General features: G+C 71.5%; 15 protein-coding genes. 4 read left to right on the forward strand and 11 right to left on the reverse strand.

Annotated features, from left to right (window positions below; translation table 11 throughout):
- Window positions 1–32: 32 nt before the first annotated feature.
- Both ACZ7PG_RS04825 and ACZ7PG_RS04830 read right to left on the reverse strand, forming a co-directional pair.
- Complete coding sequence (locus ACZ7PG_RS04825) at window positions 33–1,343, reverse strand: carboxylesterase/lipase family protein (protein WP_470237755.1); 1,311 nt, start codon at window positions 1,341–1,343, stop codon at window positions 33–35.
- Window positions 1,340–2,251 carry an MBL fold metallo-hydrolase gene (locus ACZ7PG_RS04830; RefSeq protein ID WP_470237756.1) on the reverse strand — a complete coding sequence of 304 codons (912 nt, stop codon included), beginning with the start codon at window positions 2,249–2,251 and terminating at the stop codon, window positions 1,340–1,342. Before ACZ7PG_RS04830 ends, ACZ7PG_RS04825 begins: the two co-directional genes overlap by 4 nt.
- Before the next feature lie 134 nt (window positions 2,252–2,385).
- On the opposite strand from ACZ7PG_RS04830, the gene ACZ7PG_RS04835 reads away from it, so the two are divergent.
- Complete coding sequence (locus ACZ7PG_RS04835; protein WP_470237757.1) at window positions 2,386–3,624, forward strand: prolyl oligopeptidase family serine peptidase; 1,239 nt, start codon at window positions 2,386–2,388, stop codon at window positions 3,622–3,624.
- Between the two features lie 15 nt (window positions 3,625–3,639).
- A complete protein-coding gene (locus ACZ7PG_RS04840) occupies window positions 3,640–3,777 on the forward strand; it encodes a hypothetical protein (RefSeq protein WP_470237758.1) in 138 nt (45 codons plus the stop codon).
- An 11-nt stretch (window positions 3,778–3,788) separates the two neighbouring features.
- Here ACZ7PG_RS04840 and ACZ7PG_RS04845 read toward each other — a convergent pair whose 3' ends face one another.
- From ACZ7PG_RS04845 to tkt, 5 genes are read right to left on the reverse strand one after another with little or no spacing between them, the layout of a single operon-like run.
- Window positions 3,789–3,962 carry a hypothetical protein gene (locus tag ACZ7PG_RS04845; protein ID WP_470237759.1) on the reverse strand — a complete coding sequence of 58 codons (174 nt, stop codon included), beginning with the start codon at window positions 3,960–3,962 and terminating at the stop codon, window positions 3,789–3,791.
- Window positions 3,962–5,344 carry an ATP-dependent 6-phosphofructokinase gene (locus tag ACZ7PG_RS04850; protein ID WP_470237760.1) on the reverse strand — a complete coding sequence of 461 codons (1,383 nt, stop codon included), beginning with the start codon at window positions 5,342–5,344 and terminating at the stop codon, window positions 3,962–3,964. The genes ACZ7PG_RS04845 and ACZ7PG_RS04850 overlap by 1 nt, the downstream gene beginning before the upstream one ends.
- 31 nt (window positions 5,345–5,375) lie before the next feature.
- Window positions 5,376–6,317: a class II fructose-bisphosphatase gene (gene glpX / locus ACZ7PG_RS04855; RefSeq protein ID WP_470237761.1), complete on the reverse strand. Its 942-nt coding sequence runs from the start codon at window positions 6,315–6,317 to the stop codon at window positions 5,376–5,378.
- Window positions 6,318–6,368: 51 nt separating this feature from the next.
- Entirely contained in the window at window positions 6,369–6,956 is a 588-nt protein-coding gene (gene hxlB, locus ACZ7PG_RS04860; RefSeq protein ID WP_470237762.1) for a 6-phospho-3-hexuloisomerase, read from the reverse strand.
- Window positions 6,940–9,057 (reverse strand): transketolase, encoded by a 2,118-nt coding sequence (gene tkt / locus ACZ7PG_RS04865; protein WP_470237763.1) that lies wholly within the window; start codon window positions 9,055–9,057, stop codon window positions 6,940–6,942. The genes hxlB and tkt overlap by 17 nt, the downstream gene beginning before the upstream one ends.
- 205 nt (window positions 9,058–9,262) lie before the next feature.
- On the opposite strand from tkt, the gene rpe reads away from it, so the two are divergent.
- Window positions 9,263–9,934, forward strand: coding sequence for a ribulose-phosphate 3-epimerase (gene rpe / locus ACZ7PG_RS04870; protein WP_470238996.1), 672 nt, complete (start codon window positions 9,263–9,265; stop codon window positions 9,932–9,934).
- Here the strand turns inward: rpe and ACZ7PG_RS04875 are convergent, their stop codons facing one another.
- Window positions 9,935–11,386 (reverse strand): LytTR family transcriptional regulator DNA-binding domain-containing protein, encoded by a 1,452-nt coding sequence (locus ACZ7PG_RS04875; RefSeq protein WP_470237764.1) that lies wholly within the window; start codon window positions 11,384–11,386, stop codon window positions 9,935–9,937. It abuts the gene before it with no gap.
- 385 nt (window positions 11,387–11,771) lie between these two features.
- Here ACZ7PG_RS04875 and ACZ7PG_RS04880 point away from each other — a divergent pair, with 385 nt between their 5' ends.
- The gene (locus ACZ7PG_RS04880; RefSeq protein WP_470237765.1) at window positions 11,772–13,166 is read left to right on the forward strand and encodes a DNA-binding protein; all 1,395 of its coding nucleotides are present in this window, start codon (window positions 11,772–11,774) and stop codon (window positions 13,164–13,166) included.
- 6 nt (window positions 13,167–13,172) lie between these two features.
- Here ACZ7PG_RS04880 and ACZ7PG_RS04885 read toward each other — a convergent pair whose 3' ends face one another.
- From ACZ7PG_RS04885 to ACZ7PG_RS04895, 3 genes are all read right to left on the reverse strand, one after another.
- Window positions 13,173–13,361: a recombination activating protein 1 gene (locus tag ACZ7PG_RS04885; protein WP_470237766.1), complete on the reverse strand. Its 189-nt coding sequence runs from the start codon at window positions 13,359–13,361 to the stop codon at window positions 13,173–13,175.
- A gap of 104 nt (window positions 13,362–13,465) precedes the next feature.
- A complete protein-coding gene (locus ACZ7PG_RS04890) occupies window positions 13,466–15,148 on the reverse strand; it encodes a PQQ-dependent dehydrogenase, methanol/ethanol family (protein ID WP_470237767.1) in 1,683 nt (560 codons plus the stop codon).
- 13 nt (window positions 15,149–15,161) lie between these two features.
- On the reverse strand, window positions 15,162–15,617 hold the full coding sequence (locus ACZ7PG_RS04895) for an MSMEG_3727 family PQQ-associated protein (protein ID WP_470237768.1): 456 nt from the start codon (window positions 15,615–15,617) through the stop codon (window positions 15,162–15,164).
- Window positions 15,618–15,687 lie beyond the last annotated feature (70 nt).

A 15,687-nucleotide genomic window follows, 5' to 3' on the forward strand; every position in this document is an offset into this window, starting at 1 on the left:
GAAAGCGGGGGCTCCTCGGGGAGCCCCCGCCTTCAGCCGCCGAAGACCTCCACCACCGGCCGCTCCCGGGTGTGGGGTGCCCAGCCCGGATCCCCCGTCCTGGCGAAATCGACCCACGCGCCGTGCATACGCGTGGCGAGAGCCGCCGGCGCCGGATCCGGGCCCAGCAACCCGGTGTCCCCGTGCAGCCATGGCTCGGCGGCGACGTCGAACACGAACGGGAGCTCGACCGTGTGCGCCGCGCCGAGCCGGCCTCCCAGCGCCGTCGAGCGGTGGGCGAACGAGTACACGTGCGTGCGCCCCGGTGCGAGGTCCGCGTGCGCCGCGCTCATCCGGGCCGAGCCGGCGCCGAACAACCTGGTGCCCAACGCCGCCGAATGCTGCGCTCCCGCGAACTTCCCCTGGGGCACCACGTACAGGTTTCCTTCCTCGGTGTTGGTGCCGATCAGCAGTCCGACGTCGCCGCCCGGTCCGGCGGCGAGCGCGTCCGCGGGCTGTACCGGCAGCACCAGGCTGAACGGGCTCAGTCCGGCCAGCGGGTCGGTGGCCGTCGCCGTGGTCAGGTCCACGCCCGACAACGCGGGCAGGATCTCCAGGAAGCGGGTGTCCGGGACCGCCGCGAAAGCGTCGGCTGTCGGCTCGATGCCGAGTGCCTTGGCCGCGGCGACGGAAACCCGCCGGGCCTGCTCGGGCGTGAACGCGCCCGTGCCGCTGCCGCTCTGCATGATCGCCCGGCGGAACAGGCCCTTCGCCTCCGGTGCCGCCAGCAGGGCCGCCGTCAGCGTCGCGCCCGCGGACTGCCCGAACACCGTCACGTTGCCGGGGTCGCCGCCGAACGCCGCGATCGTGTCGCGGACCCAGCGCAACGCCGCGAGGACGTCCAGCAGGCCGCGGTTGTCCGGAGCTCCTTCCAGCGCGAGGAATCCCGGGATGCCGAGGCGGTAGTTGACCGTCACCAGCACGATGCCGTCCCTGGCGAACGCCCGGCCGTCGTAGAGGGCGGCGGCGGTCGACCCGGTGACGAACCCGCCGCCGTGCACGAAGACCATCACCGGCCGCCTGCCGTCGTCGGCGGCGGGGGTGTGGACGTCCACCGTGAGGTACTCCTCGCCGCGGACCCAGCCGGGACCGAAGTACGGACCCAGGTCGAGCCGGCCGAAGTCGCGCGTCGGCTGCGGGGCCGTCGGGGCGGGACGGGTGCCGTCGCGGACCCCCGCCCACCCCGGGTGCGGCACGGGTTGCGCGAACCGGCCGGCCCCGGCGGGCGCGACCGCGTACGGGATCGCGCGGTAGCGGCCGCGTGCGCCGCGCACGGCACCGGCCGGAGTCTGCACGGTGCTCACGCGATGCGGGCGAAACCCGCCCAGTCCTTGATGGCGAACCGCGAACCGTGGCGTTCGACCTGCACGCCGCCGGGCCCGGGCAGGTGGGCCGGGAACACGAGCGCCCCGGTCTCGGCGGCCAGTCCGAGCAGCTTGTGCCGGGTGGCCCGCGCTTCGGCGGCGTCCTCGCAGAAGCACGAGTTGGTCTCCGGCTCCACGATCTGCTGCGGGCTGTGCACGAGGTCGCCGACGAACAGCGCCCGGTCGCCGCCGGAGTCCAGGTGCAGCGCGGACGAACCCGGCGTGTGCCCGGGTGCGAGCTCGAGCCGCAGGTTACCGTCGATCCGGTACGAGCCGTCCCACAGCTCGACCAGCCCGGCCTCGTGCACCGGCGCGACGCTGTCCTCGAACACGTTCTGGTTCCCCCGCCCGAACACGGACTTGTGCTCGTTGGCCGGGTTCCAGAAGTCGAAGTCCCGCCGCGGCATGAGGTAGGTGGCGTTGGGGAAGGTGGGCACCCACGACCGGCCATCGAGCCGGGTGTTCCAGCCGACGTGGTCGGTGTGCAGGTGGGTGTTGATCACGAGGTCGACGTCCTCGGGCCGCACCCCGGCCGCCGCGAGCGTGTCGAGGAAAGCGGTTTCCCGGTGGGACCAGAACGCGGCGTAGGGCCGCTCCTTGTGGTTGCCGACCCCGGTGTCGACGAGGATCGTGCGGCCTTCGCTGCGCAGCAGCCAGGTCTGGATCGCCGCGTGGACCTCGTCCGTTCCGGGGTTCCAGAAGTCGGGGACCAGCCAGTCGCGGTGCTCCTCCCAGGAAGCGCTTCCGGGGAAGAACTCGGCCGGGGTCATCCCGACCGTGCCGTAGTACTCCTTGACGCGGGTGACGGTGACGTCCCCCAGCGTGATCTCTTCGGGGATCGCGTTCATGGATTCAGCCTGACGCGGGCGCGAACCGGTGAACCAGCCCCGGCCTTGCCTACTCCTCGTGGGGGCTGGCTCGGCCGTTTTCCGGCGATACACTGGATTGCCGGCGCGTTCGGCACCCCCGACGAAGGAGTCGCATGGACCAGGGATTCAGCCGTCGCGCCGCGCTGGTCGCCGGCGCCGGCCTCACCGCCGGCCTCGCGGTGCCGGGCGTCGCCCGCGCCACCGGGAGCGGCCGCGTCGCGTTCACCCTCGACGCGCAAACGCTCGACGGCGGCGAGCAAATCACTTCGCTCACCCTCGACACCGCCCGCTTCGGGCCGATCGACCCGGCGAGCCTGACCACCGGCACGTTCGGCGTGCACGTGCGGGCCACCAGCCCGATCGACACCGGCGGCCAGGACATCGGCTACGACCTCGACCGGCCCGTGACGGCCGCACGGCTCGACCGCCGCGGGAACATCGTGCTGGAAATGAGTTACGGCGAAGGCCAGACCGGTGGCGGCACCCTGGGCTACATCAACGGCAAGGCCCGCAATGTCCGGCTCGACCTGGTCTACACCATCACGCAGCACGCCCCCGTCCGGCAGCACGGCCGGCCGGTCTCGTTCACCCGGTTCACGCAAGGCCGGCTGACCAATCCCGAGGTCGACGCCTTCGGTTACCACACCTCGCGGTCCGGGATGAAGTACCGGCTGTACTCCCCCTCGCACGGGCGCGGCCCGCGCCCGTTGATCGTCTGGCTCCACGGCGGTGGCGAAGGCGCTTCCCTGCCCGACGGCTACTACGACAACGAGACCACTTTGCGCGCCAACCGCGGCGCACTGGGCTTCGCCACCGCGGAAGCGCAAGCGATCTTCGACGGCGCTTACGTAGTCGCCCCGCAGTGCACGGCCGCCTGGATGGACGACGGCCCCCGCTTCGCCCCGCTCATCCACGAAATCATCCGGGACGTCCTCCGCACGCGGCCCGTCGACGCCGACCGCGTCCACGTCGTCGGCTGCAGCAACGGCGGGTACATGAGCGTGAAGATGACCACCGTCTATCCCGGCACCTTTGCCTCGTCGGTGCCGATCTGCGGCGTCGTCGCCGCTCGCGAGGAGGGCGGCCCGCCGCTGGTTCCCGACGCCGAGCTGGCCGCGATCCGGACCCCGACCTGGCTGGTCTCCTCCCGGGACGACGACACGGTGGACCCGCAGGCCAACTCCGTCCACGCGCACGAGCTCATCCCGCGTTCCGAGCTGACGCTCTACGACCACGTCATCCGCGACGGTCACCAGTTCCCCGGCCACTGGTCGTGGATCTACGTGGCCCGCAACGACCCGAGCACCCGTGGCACCCACGTCTGGCAGTGGATGGCCCGCAAGCACCGCTGAGCCACCCGCTGAACCATGGCCGGGAACCGCGCGGCCGCCGCGGTGCGGTCCGGCGATGAGCGCGCCGGTCTCGGTACCCGCGTCGTCGGTTTCGGCGGCCTTCACCGTGCCGGCGAGACGGCGACGGTGTCCTGGCTGTCCCGCACCGCCTGACCCGGCGGTCGCTACCAGTACCGCACGGAACAGATCCGGCACGGCGCCGTCTTCTCATCGTGGTCGCACAGGGCGTGGCCGGCGGCCTCGGAACGCCGGAGGTCCGTCAGGCGCCCGCGCAGCCATTCGAGCACCGTCAGCCGCCGGTACCCGGGCAGCTCCGGGACCTCGCGCCCGGACGGCATCAGCAGAACCCCGCCCGGACCTTTTCGCGGCCGGGCGCCGCACCGAACCCGGCTGGCTGGCAGGTGGTTTCCAGCACCGACATCCACAGGTCGCCGTCGGGGTCGACCTGGTTGCGCCGGCTCGTCATCAACGACAACGGGACGTGCACGAAGCGGCGCCGCCAGCGCGCGACCGCGGCTTCGGTGCGGCCGGCCATGGCCGCGTGCACCGCGGCGTGGGCCAGCCGGAGGCAGTAGACGCTGTCGTAGGCGTTGGCGGCGATGCTGCGGACCGCGTAGCTCGGGTCGATGTAGCGGATCGTCGGGGCGAGGCCGGCCGCGGTCAGGTGGGCGGTGATGCTCTCCTTGAGCACCTCGCCGATGTTGCCGAGCTTGACGTTGCCCGAGGCGTCGGTGCCGCGGCCGTTGTGCTGCGGCGGGCCGTGTTCTTCGAGGAGGTCCTGGCCCGCGCCCTCGGCGAGGACGATGACCACGCGGCCCTTCTCCCGCACGTGCTGCTCGACGTGGGCCAGCAGGCCGTCCGCGCCCCCGAGGACGAAGGGGACCTCGGGGATCAGGACGATGTCCGCGGCGTTGGCGGCCAGCGCGGCATAGCTCGCGATGAACCCCGAGTGGCGGCCCATCAGCTTCACGATCCCGACGCCGTTCGGGCTGGCCGCGGCTTCGACGGCGACCGCGGAGATGAAGTCGGTGGCCCGCGCGAAGGCGCTCTGGAACCCGAACGACTGGTCGGTGAACGGCAGGTCGTTGTCGATCGTTTTCGGGACCCCGATGACGGCGATGTCGAGCCCCCGCGCCTTGATCGCCTCGCTGAGGAACGTCGCGGCGCGCATCCCGCCGTCACCACCGATGACGAACATGATGTCGACGCCGCGCGAGACGAGGCTGTCGACCATCTCGCCGGCGTCCTGACCGCCGCGTGAGCTGCCCAGGATGGTGCCGCCGGAGTTGTGGATGTCGCGGACACCCTCGGGCGTCAGCTCCACGGTGTCGTCGCGGTTTTCGGCCGTCAGGCCCTGGAGGCCGTTCCGGAAACCCAGGATCCGCTTGACCTGGTAGTGCACGGAAAGCTCCTGCACGAGACCTCGGATGACGTTGTTGAGACCAGGGCACAAGCCGCCGCAGGTGACGATGCCGGCGGTCACGCTCGCCGGGTCGAAGTAGATCTTCCGGCGGGGCCCGGCGGCTTCGAAGCTGGGGACCAGGCCGGCCGGGAGACCGTGCTCGGCCAGCATCGACACGGTGTCCTCGAGCAGGACCCGGTCCCCTTCCGCGACGTAGTGCGGAGAAGTCCGCTTGGTGGAGAGCGTCTCGGCGAGCGGCGAGTCGTAACGGCACTCGCCGATGCGGCGAACGCGGAGGTCGTCCAGGTGCAACGTCACCGAATCTCCTTGGTCGGGCCGGCCCGCGAAGTCATTCGAAGGTGGTGTGCGTGATGTGGCGGATCTGACCCCGGGAGATCAGGAGCGACTCGGCGGTGGTCGTGCCGTCGCCGATCCGCGGCCGGCCGAGCAGCGGCCCGCCGTTGACCCCCGTGGCGACGAAGAACGCGTCGCCGGCCACGAGCTCGGCACAGTCGTAAATGCGGTCGACGGACAGGCCGGCCGCGCGGAGGGCGGCGGCCTCCGCGTCGCGTTGCGGAGCCAGGCGACCCAGCATGCCGCCACCCAGCGCCCGGACCGCCGCGGCCGTCAGCACACCCTCCGGCGTACCGCCGACGCCGAGGAGCAGGTCGATGTCGAGCGTCGGCAGCAGCACCGCCAGGCTGCCTCCGACGTCGCCGCCCGCCGGCGTCTGCACCGACGCGCCCGCCCGCCGCACGCGGGCGATCAGCTCCTGGTGGCGCGGCTTGTCCATGATGACGACGCGCAGCTCACCGACCTTCTTGCCGAGCGCCTCGGCGACCTTGGCCAAGGTGCGCTCGGGCGGATCATCGAGATCGATGACGTCCTTCGCCCGCGGGGGCACCACGATCTTGTCCATGTAGAACCCGGGTCCGGGCGACCAGAGCGTGCCGGCTTCGCCGAACGCGATCGTGGCGAGTGAACCGGGCAGGTCCCTCGCGCAGAACGACGTCCCCTCGAGCGGGTCCACGGCGATGTCGAAGTCGGGTCCGTTCCCGGTGCCCACGACCTCGCCGTTGAACAGCATCGGGGCGTCGTCCTTCTCGCCCTCCCCGATGACGACGGTCCCCCGCCCCGGCGCGTCGGCCAAGGCGGTGCGCATGGCCGTGGTCGCCGCCGCGTCGGCGGCGTCCTGGTCGTCGCGGCCCACCCAGGCGTAGCCGGCCACGGCGGCGCTGCGCGTGGCGGCCAGCGCCACCGCTTCCAACGTGCTGATCTCGGTGGCCTGCATCGGGAGCTCCTCGGGGCTGGAAGGCGGATCAGGATGGGGAAACCGCGTCGCTCACTCGAGGTTCGCGTGCAGGCGCCACAGTTCGCGGGCCTGGCTGCCGCCGGTCTTCCACAGCGTGTGGAACAGCGCGTCGGTGATCAGCAGGACGGACTGTTCGAACAGGCTGCCGGCGTACTGGACGGAGGCGGTGCCGTCGAAGTCCTGCTTGTCCGCGGCCGGGACGACGAGCACCTCGGTCGCGATCTTCGCCAGCGGCGAGTCCGCCGCCGTGGTCAGCGCGATCACGTCCGCGCCCTGGTCGCGGGCCGTCTGCGCGGCCCGCACCACCCGCCCCGTCGTCCCCGAGCCCGAGGCCGCCACCAGGACGTCGCCCGCACCGATCGCCGGGGCGGTCACCTCGCCGACGACGTGGGTGGGGAGCCCGAGGTGCATGAACCGCATGGCGGCCATCTGCAGGGCGAGGCCGCTGCGCCCGGTCCCGACGGTGAACACCTTCGGTGCCTTGAGCAGCAACGCGCCGGCTCGCATCCAGGCCGCGGACTGGACCCCGGCCCGCACCCGGTCCACCTCGCCGACGACCGCGCGGGTCGCGTCCGAGAAATGACCGGGATCGAGCTCCTTCTCAATCGACTTCGTCACGAGATCGTCCTTTCTTCAAGCTGCGCAGGGCCGCTTCGGCCACGGCCTCGGCGGTGATCCCGAACTCGCGGAACAGGGTCTTGAAGTCCGCGGAAGCGCCGAAGTGCTCGAGCGACACGATCTCGCCCGCGTCGCCGGCGAACCGGTGCCACGGCTGCGCCACGCCCGCCTCGACGACCACCCGGGCCCGCACCGACGGCGGCAGCACCCGGTCCCGGTACGTCCGCTCCTGGCGGTCGAACCACTCGACGCACGGCATCGACACCACCCGCGTCGCGATCCCGTCGGCCTCCAGGACCCGCCGGGCCGCCACGGCCAGCTGGACCTCGGAACCGGTGCCGACCAGCACCACCTCCGGGTCGCCCGAGGACGCCTCGGCCAGCACGTAACCGCCGCGGGAGACGCCCTCCGCGGACGTGCCCTCCAGGACCGGCACGTCCTGCCGGGTCAGCGCCAGCCCGGCCGGGCCGCCGGTGTCCGCCAGGACCGCCTGCCACGCGTGCGCGGTCTCGTTCGCGTCGGCCGGGCGGACCACCGCCATCCCCGGGATGGCCCGCAGCGACGCCAGCTGCTCGACGGGCTGGTGGGTCGGGCCGTCCTCGCCGAGGCCGATCGAGTCGTGCGTCCACACGTAGACGACCGGCAGCCGCATCAGCGCGGCCAGGCGCACCGCCGGGCGCATGTAGTCGCTGAAGATGAGGAACGTTCCCCCGTACGGGCGCGTCCCGCCGTGCAGCGCGATGCCGTTGAGGATCGACCCCATCGCGTGCTCGCGGATGCCGAAGTGCAGCGTGCGCCCGTACGGCCGGGCGGTCCAGGCGTCGGTCGAGATCGACGCCGGCCCGAAGGAGTCCGCGCCCTCGATCGTGGTGTTGTTGCTCTCGGCCAGGTCCGCGGACCCGCCCCACAGCTCGGGCAGCACCTCGCCCAGCTTGGCCAGTACCGCGGCCGACGCCTTGCGCGTCGCGACTCCCCGGTCGGCCGGCGCCCAGGTGGGCAGGTCGTCGGCCCACCCGGCCGGCAGCTCACGGGCGGTGAGCCGGTCCAGCAGCGCCTTGCGCTCCGGCTCGGCCTCCGCCCAGGCGTCGAACTCGAGCTGCCACTTCTCGTGGTCGGCCCGGCCGCGCTCGGCCACCTCGCGGGTGTGGCTCAGGACGTCGTCGTCGACCTGGAAGCTGCGCTCCGGGTCGAAGCCGACGGCCCGCTTGACCCCGGCGAGCTCCTCGGCACCCAGCGCGGCGCCGTGTGCCTTGCCGGAGTTCATCTTCGTCGGTGCCGGGTAGCCGATCACGGTGCGGAGCACGATCAGCGTCGGGCGGGCGGTCTCGGCCTTGGCCTGCCCGACCGCGTCCAGGAACCCCGTGACGTCCTCGCCGCCGTGGACCGTGAGGACCTGCCAGCCATAGGCTTCGTAGCGCCGGGCGGTGTCTTCGGACAGCGCGATGCGGGTGTCGTCCTCGATCGAGATCTCGTTGCTGTCGTAGATCACCGTGAGGTTGCCGACCTGCTGGGTTCCGGCCAGTGACGAAGCCTCGGAGGTGACGCCCTCTTCGAAGTCGCCGTCCGAGGCGATGACGTAGACGTGGTGGTCGAAGACACTCCGGCCCAGCTCCGCGGCCGGGTCGAACAGCCCGCGCTCGCGGCGGGCGGCCATCGCCATCCCGACCGCGTTCGCCAGGCCCTGGCCGAGCGGGCCCGTCGTGGTCTCCACGCCGGTGGTGTGCCCGTACTCGGGGTGGCCCGGCGTCCGCGAACCCCACGTGCGCAAGGCTTTCAGGTCGTCGAGCTCGAGGCCGTAGCCGGAGAGGAACAGCTGGATGTACAGCGTGAGGCTCGAATGCCCGGCCGAGAGCACGAACCGGTCCCGCCCGAGCCACCGCGCGTCGCCGGGGTCGTGCCGCATGACCCGCTGGAACAGCGCGTAGGCGACGGGCGCGAGGCTCATGGCCGTGCCGGGGTGCCCGCTCCCGCAGTGTTCGACCGCGTCCGCGGCCAGCACGCGGGCGGTGTCGACCGCGCGAAGGTCCACATCGGACCAGTCTTCGGGCGTTCGCCGGGTGGTCAGGCGAGCGACCTCGTCAACAGATGGGTTCGGTGCCATGGACACGCACTCCTGAGTTCGCCGGATGGATGGGGGTCAGCGGGTGGCGTGCTTCTTCAGCTCGGCTGCTGCCACCACCATCACCCGGCTCCGCGAACCGCGGCAACACTCCGGCACATGCGAAACCGCAATCCCCGGATACACAGCACGAATAGCCACGCGCGGGAATCCGGTGCCTACGCTCGAAGACGTGTCGAACCAGCCGTTGATCGCCCCGTCCATCCTCTCCGCCGACTTCGCCCGGCTCGCCGACGAAGTGGCTGCCGTGCAAGGGAACTCCGGCGCGGACTGGCTCCACGTGGACGTCATGGACGCGCACTTCGTGCCGAACCTGACCCTGGGCCTGCCCGTCGTGCGGTCGTTGCTGGCCGCCACCGACCTCCCGGTGGACTGCCACCTGATGATCGACGAGCCGGACCGCTGGGCGGTCGGGTACGCGGAAGCGGGTGCCTACAACGTCACCGTGCACGTCGAGGCCGCCGAGAACCCGGTGACGCTCGCGAAGGACCTGCGGGCCGCGGGCGCGAAGGCGGGGCTGGCGATCAAGCCGGGCACGCCGCTGGAGCCCTACCTCGACGTGCTCAAGCACTACGACACGCTGCTGGTGATGTCCGTGGAACCCGGCTTCGGGGGCCAAAAGTTCATCACCGACGTCCTCGGCAAGGTGCGCCGGGCGCGGTCGATGGTCGACGCCGGTCACCTGAACCTGGTGGTGGAGATCGACGGCGGCATCAACGCCGGCACGATCGAGCAGGCGGCCGAGGCCGGCGTCGACTGTTTCGTCGCCGGTTCGGCCGTCTACGCGGCCGCGGACCCGGCGCAGGCCGTGGCGGGCCTGCGCCGGCAGGTGGCAGCCTTGGCCGCGCGGTCCCGCTGATCACACGCCGAGCATGCGCCGCAGATCCGGGGCGTGGCGCCGGGAAACCGGCACGAACTCGTGGGCGCGGGAGTCCATGATCAGGAACAGCTCGCCCTTGATGCCCCGCTCGATCTCCGCGACCCGGCGCAGGTTGGCCAGGAACCGCCGGTGCACCCGGCGGAACCCGAACGGCGTCAGCAGCCGCTCGACGTTGTCCAGGCCGCGCGTCGCGGCTTGGATCCGGCCCCGTTCCGTGACGAGCCAGACGATGTTGCGGTCCGCCTCGGCGTAGCGGATCTCCGACGGGGCCAGCAGAACCAGCCGGTCGTCGCGCATCCCGATGACGCACCGGGGCAGCGGGCCGACGACGTCGTCGGCGTTCCCTTCGTAGGCTTCGCCTTCCTGCACCCCGAACGCGCACAGCATGCCCACCACGTGGTTCGCGTCGACGACCGACCGCAGGGTCAGCGGGATGGCCTCTTCGCCGGGACACACGGCCAGCCGCGCGTGGCCGCTCCACTCGGCGTTGCCCTGGGCCCGGTCCTTGGCCCACCGCAGCACTTCCGGCAGGCCCGCGATGTCCGGGGTCCACCGCTGCGCCGGCTCGGTCGCGCCCGCGACGATCGGGGCTTCGCCGGCCAGCCCGAGCATCGCGACGGCCGCCGGGTTCGCGGCGATCACGTTGCCCCCGCGGTCCATCGCCATGAACGAACCACCGGCCTGCGCGCACTTTCTCGTGAACTCGGCGACGACCTTGTCGGCTTCGTAGATGGCGCGCCGGTAGATCTCCTGTTCCACGCACGCGACCGCTTTCGTCAGCCACGGCGGGACGAGCTTGGACAGCGACGCGTTCCACCGCGAGATGTTGATCGACGCGACCGGGGCGCCGGTCACCACGTCGCGGATCGAGATGCCCGCGCAGGCCCACTGGTGGAACGCTTCGCACCAGTGTTCCGGCCCCGTCACGGTCACCGGGCCGGACACCTCGAGCGACGTGCCCATCCCGTTCGTGCCGGTGCACTCCTCCGACCACGACGACCACGGGGCGAGGTTGTGCAGCTCGGCGCGCCGCTGCGCGCTGGGGTCGCCCCAGGCGCCGAGCACGCGCCCGTCCCCGTCCGTCACCGTGACGACGGCGCCGTCGCTTTCCACCGCCTGGCCGGCCAGCGCGCCGAGACCGCCGAGCGCGGTGAAGATCACGCCGTTGTCGATCCGCTGGGCCTCGTCTCCCCTGGCCCCCGGCGCGACGTCCAGCGTGCGGTCGACGTCGTACCGGTCCCGGCACCGGTACCAGGAAGCCAGGATCTCGGGCCGCACGCCCGTTTCGATGTCCTCGCCCGCGGCGAAGTTCTCCCAAGCGCGAGCCACTTCCTTCGCCGACGAAGTCGTCACCAGGGAACCGGCGGGCACGCGGTCACGTCCACCGGGGCGGCTCGGTGCGATCACCAGCGGCGGCACTCTCCCGGTCATCGCGACCTCCTTGTCGCCGGGTGCACCGGCGGTCACCTGCCATCGCCGGGCACGGAAAGATGTCACAAAGTAACGCGGTGCAGCGAACCATTTCAAGACATGTTCACCGCGTTCGGCCACATCGCTGTAGAACTACCCGATCGGACAGGTAGCCGGGAAACCCCGCATCCGGCCGCACATCGATCATAAGTCCGGCCGGGCACGGAACACCGTGCCGACCGCCGGCGGGCGGCACACCGCCGCCGGTCATCGCTTCACGACCGTTCGTCAGGCGTTCGCGCGCGGTCATCCCCCGGTGCTTGCCGCCCGTCCGGCGCGGCGTTTAGCTTGCGGGGAAGGCCAGTTCGCCCGCGCCCCCGGCCCGACAGACCAAAGGCGGTCTCCCATGGCACAGGTACGCCGGCTCGACCCGAGCTCCCGCGCCCGTGGCGGAGCGACGGTGCACCAGGCGTGGGAGCGGTTCGCGCGGGGCGAGGACGACCTCAGCGGCGTGCGGCCCGAGATCGCGATCTCCTGGCAGCGGTGCCGGGACCAGTACCGCGTCGACCCGCTCCTGACCGAAGCCCCGGCGGCCGTCGCGGAGGTCGGCCACGCGCTGGAGCACGACGTCGTGTTCGCCGAGCTCGGCTTCCGCGCCGCCTCGCTGGCGCACGAGGTCGGCACCCTCGGCGGCATCGTGACCATCACCGACGGCACCGGCCGGATACTGGCCCAATGGGGTGACCAGGCCACGCGCGACGTCGCCGCCGCGGCCAACCTGGCCCGGTGGTTCTGCTGGTCAGAGGGCACCACCGGGACGAACGGCATGGGCACCGCGCTCATGTCCTACGCCCCGGTACTGATCCGCGGCGCCGAGCACTGGTGCCAGGCCTTCCACGACTGGACCTGCGCCGGCGTCGCGATCCGGGACGTGGTGACCAGGAAACCGGTCGCGGTGCTCAACATCTCGTGCTGGCGCGGCGACCTGCCCGGCACCGTGGGCGGCTGGCTCGGCAACGCGGCCACGATGACCCAGCGCATCCTGCGCCTGCGCGCCAAGGACGACGGCGCCGAGCTGATGGCCGCCTTCAGCCACGTCCGGGCGGGCTCGAGCGCGGCGCTCGCGGCCGTGGACCCCGCGGGCCGCGTCGTGCTCGCCGACGACACCGCGGGCGTGCTCCTCGGCATCCCGGGCTCCACCCCGGCGCCCGATCCGGCGGTCCGCTGGAAGCCGGAGCTGCCGGAGTTCATCCAGGCCGCCAAGTACGCCGCCGAGCAGGCGGCGCGCAACCCCGGCTGGTCCGGCTCGACGCAGATCTTCACCCGGCTCACCACCGAACCGACGTCGATCAGCTTCCGGCCGGTGTTCCTGTCCGGGCACCTGGTCGGCAACGTCGTCTCCTTCGGCATCGCCGACGGGGATCCGTTGCCCCGCACGGCCGAGGAGGCACCGCCGCGCGCGCAGCCGCACCGGATGGTCGCGACGCGCGACAACCGCATGGTCCTGCTCCGGCTGCCCGAAGTCTCCTTCGCCCAGTCGGACGGCAACGACGTCTGGCTGTCCACCGACCAGGGACTGCTGCGCTCCGCCTCGCCGGGCCTCGACCGGCTCGAAGCGGAGCTGACCCACTCCGGTTTCCTGCGGGTGCACCGGCAGTACGTGGTGAACCTCAGCCGGATCCGGGAGGTGGAGCGCCGGTACAAGGGCGAGCTGTTCCTGGTCATGGACGACCAGGAGCAGACCATGGTGCCGGTTTCCCGGCGGAACGCCCCGACCGTGCGCCGGGCGCTGGAGATCTGACGCCGGTCAGCCGCGGTACCGGTGCACGTCGCAGACGCAGTACATGAGCCGGCAGTCGAAGCACGCCGGCTTGCCGACGCACGTGATGCAGCGCCCGCACCGCACCGGCTCGGTGTGCCGCTCGACGTCGTCCGGCCCGTAGCGCTCCCCGCAGTACAGGCACGGCAGCCGCGCGGACTCGACCGCCTGGTTCATCCCGTCACCTTCGTTTCCGTCACCAACTGTTGGCGGCACCGACGCACCGGCCGGTGATCGAAGGCCCCGATCACCGGCCGGTGCGCGTCAGTGGCGCTTCCCCCTCACAGCGAGAACACGATCAGCGCGGCGCCGTGCCCCTGCCCGGACATGCCGGGGACGATGCCTTCGAGCCAGCCGCCCCAGCCGACCGGCACCGCGACGTACTGCTTGCCGTCGACGGTGTAGGTGCTCGGGCTGCTGTGGTGCCCGCTGCCGCACTGGAAGCTCCAGAGCTTCTCGCCCGTTTCCGCGTGCAGCGCCAGGAAGTCACCGGCGGGCGTGCCGGCGAACACGACGTTGCCCGCGGTGCTGAGGGTCGACGCCGCCATCGGCATGTTGTCGAGCCGGTGGCGCCACTTCTCCTCGCCGTGGGAGTCGAACGCGCTGACCGACCCGGCCATGTTGTCGATGTCGACCTCGACGGCGGCACCCCAGTAGGGCATGCCTTCCTTGAACTCGCGGCGACGCCGGGTGGCGGTGGCGCCGACGTCGGCCACCGGGACGTAGAACAGGTCGTGCTCCGGGTTGTAGGACGCGTGCGTCCATTCCTTCGCGCCGGCCGGGCCGGGGAAGAAGTGGCAGGGCTCGCCTTCCTTGTCCGGGTACTTCCGCGGGGTCACCTTGCCGTCGCGGGTGATGACGCCCCAGTCGATCCGGTCGACGAACGGCGTGACGTGCTGCAGCTCGCCGTTGGTCCGGTCGAGGACGAACATGTACCCGTTCTTGTCGAAGTGGGCCAGCAGCTTCTTGCCGTCCCGCTCGAACAACGTCATCTCCATCGTGGAGTCGTAGTCCCACAGGTCGTGCGGGGTGAACTGGTAGTGCCACTTGATCTCGCCCGTGTCGACGTCCACCGCGACGACGCTGTCAGTGTAGAGGTTGTCCCCTTCACGGACTTCGCCGTCGAAGTCGGGAGCCGGGTTCCCGGTGCCCGCGTAGTAGAGGTTCAGCTCGGCGTCGAAGGTTCCGGTGACCCAGTGGTTCGCGCCGCCGCGCTGCCAGGCCTGACCGTCGTCGGGCCAGGTCTCCGAGCCGGGCTCGCCCGGCTTCGGCACCGTGTACGTGCGCCAGCGCTGCTCACCGGTCTCCAGGTCCCAGCAGTCGATGTGGCCGCGGACGCCGTACTCGCCGCCGGCGGACCCGGTGATGAGCGTGTCCTTGATGACGAGCGGGGCGATGGAAGCGCTTTCGCCCGCGCGCACGTCGCCGATGGTCTTCTGCCAGACCTTCCGGCCGTCGGTGGCGTCGAGCGCGACCAGCTGGGCGTTCTGGGTCACCATGTAGACCTTGCCGTTGGCCACCGCGCAGCCGCGGTTGACGTTGGCGCAGCACAGGGTCACGTCGATCGGGATCGCGTGCTTGTAGCGCCACAGCTGCTCGCCGGTGCGCGCGTCGAGCGCCCAGAGCCAGCCGTCCCAGCCGGTGACGAACATGACGCCGTCGACGACCAGCGGGCACGCCTCGAACGCGTAGGTCGAGGTGGAGGCGATCATCCCGGTCGCGCTCGCCTGGAAGATCCAGGCGACCTTCAGGTCCTTGACGTTGCCGGCGTTGACCTGGTCGAGCAGGCTGTGCCGCTTGCCGTCGTAGTCGCCGTAGTAGGTGATCCAGTTGTGGGATTCGTTGCGCGCGTCGAGGATGCGCTCGTAGTCGACGCCGCGCGTCACGTCCGGCGCGCGGTGCGGCAGGTTGGACAGCTTGCTGTGGTTGAACGCCTTGCCGGCGTCGACGTACTCGATGGTCATGGTTCCTGCCTTCCTACGGCCGCGGCTGGGCGGGTCGGTCGAGCTTGGCTTCCGGCGGCACTTCGCCGGTCACGACGATCGCGGCGGTCAGGCCGCGGCCCTCGTCGTTGCCGGCCGGCGAGCCGTACCAGTAGCAGCCGGGACCGTCCAGCTCGAGCGTCGCGCTGCCCTTCGAGTGGTTCAGCAGGCCGATGAACTGCTTGTCGCCGTTGCTGGGCAGCAGGCAGGCGTGGGTGTTCTTGTCGTCGTTGATGATCGTCAGCTCGAGGATCCCGGCGTGCGGCATGATCAGCACCCCCGGCTCCCAGGTCATCGCGTCCTCGCGGATCCGGATGGTCGCTTCCATCGTGCCGTCGGCGCGTTCGGTCGCCTTCTCGATCGTGCCGGATCCGAGCACGGCACCGATGGTCGCCCTGTTCTGTCCGCTGAGCTCGGCCAGGAGATCTTCGCGTTCCTGGGCAATCGTCATCGGGCTTCACCTCCTACAGGTGCTGCTTCGTTTTTCCTTGCGCTGCAACGATTTCGAACTCTACCTCCGG

The organism is Amycolatopsis sp. NPDC114504 (assembly GCF_055633595.1).

What these genes read in the sequence shown, in the direction of transcription:
- ACZ7PG_RS04830 (WP_470237756.1), bottom strand. Translation starts at nt 2,251, where the DNA reads ATGAACGCGATCCCCGAAGAGATCACGCTGGGGGACGTCACCGTCACC.
- ACZ7PG_RS04835 (WP_470237757.1), top strand. Translation starts at nt 2,386, where the DNA reads ATGGACCAGGGATTCAGCCGTCGCGCCGCGCTGGTCGCCGGCGCCGGC.
- ACZ7PG_RS04840 (WP_470237758.1), top strand. Translation starts at nt 3,640, where the DNA reads ATGGCCGGGAACCGCGCGGCCGCCGCGGTGCGGTCCGGCGATGAGCGC.
- ACZ7PG_RS04845 (WP_470237759.1), bottom strand. Translation starts at nt 3,962, where the DNA reads ATGCCGTCCGGGCGCGAGGTCCCGGAGCTGCCCGGGTACCGGCGGCTG.
- glpX (WP_470237761.1), bottom strand. Translation starts at nt 6,317, where the DNA reads ATGCAGGCCACCGAGATCAGCACGTTGGAAGCGGTGGCGCTGGCCGCC.
- tkt (WP_470237763.1), bottom strand. Translation starts at nt 9,057, where the DNA reads ATGGCACCGAACCCATCTGTTGACGAGGTCGCTCGCCTGACCACCCGG.
- ACZ7PG_RS04875 (WP_470237764.1), bottom strand. Translation starts at nt 11,386, where the DNA reads ATGACCGGGAGAGTGCCGCCGCTGGTGATCGCACCGAGCCGCCCCGGT.
- ACZ7PG_RS04880 (WP_470237765.1), top strand. Translation starts at nt 11,772, where the DNA reads ATGGCACAGGTACGCCGGCTCGACCCGAGCTCCCGCGCCCGTGGCGGA.
- ACZ7PG_RS04885 (WP_470237766.1), bottom strand. Translation starts at nt 13,361, where the DNA reads ATGAACCAGGCGGTCGAGTCCGCGCGGCTGCCGTGCCTGTACTGCGGG.
- ACZ7PG_RS04890 (WP_470237767.1), bottom strand. Translation starts at nt 15,148, where the DNA reads ATGACCATCGAGTACGTCGACGCCGGCAAGGCGTTCAACCACAGCAAG.
- ACZ7PG_RS04895 (WP_470237768.1), bottom strand. Translation starts at nt 15,617, where the DNA reads ATGACGATTGCCCAGGAACGCGAAGATCTCCTGGCCGAGCTCAGCGGA.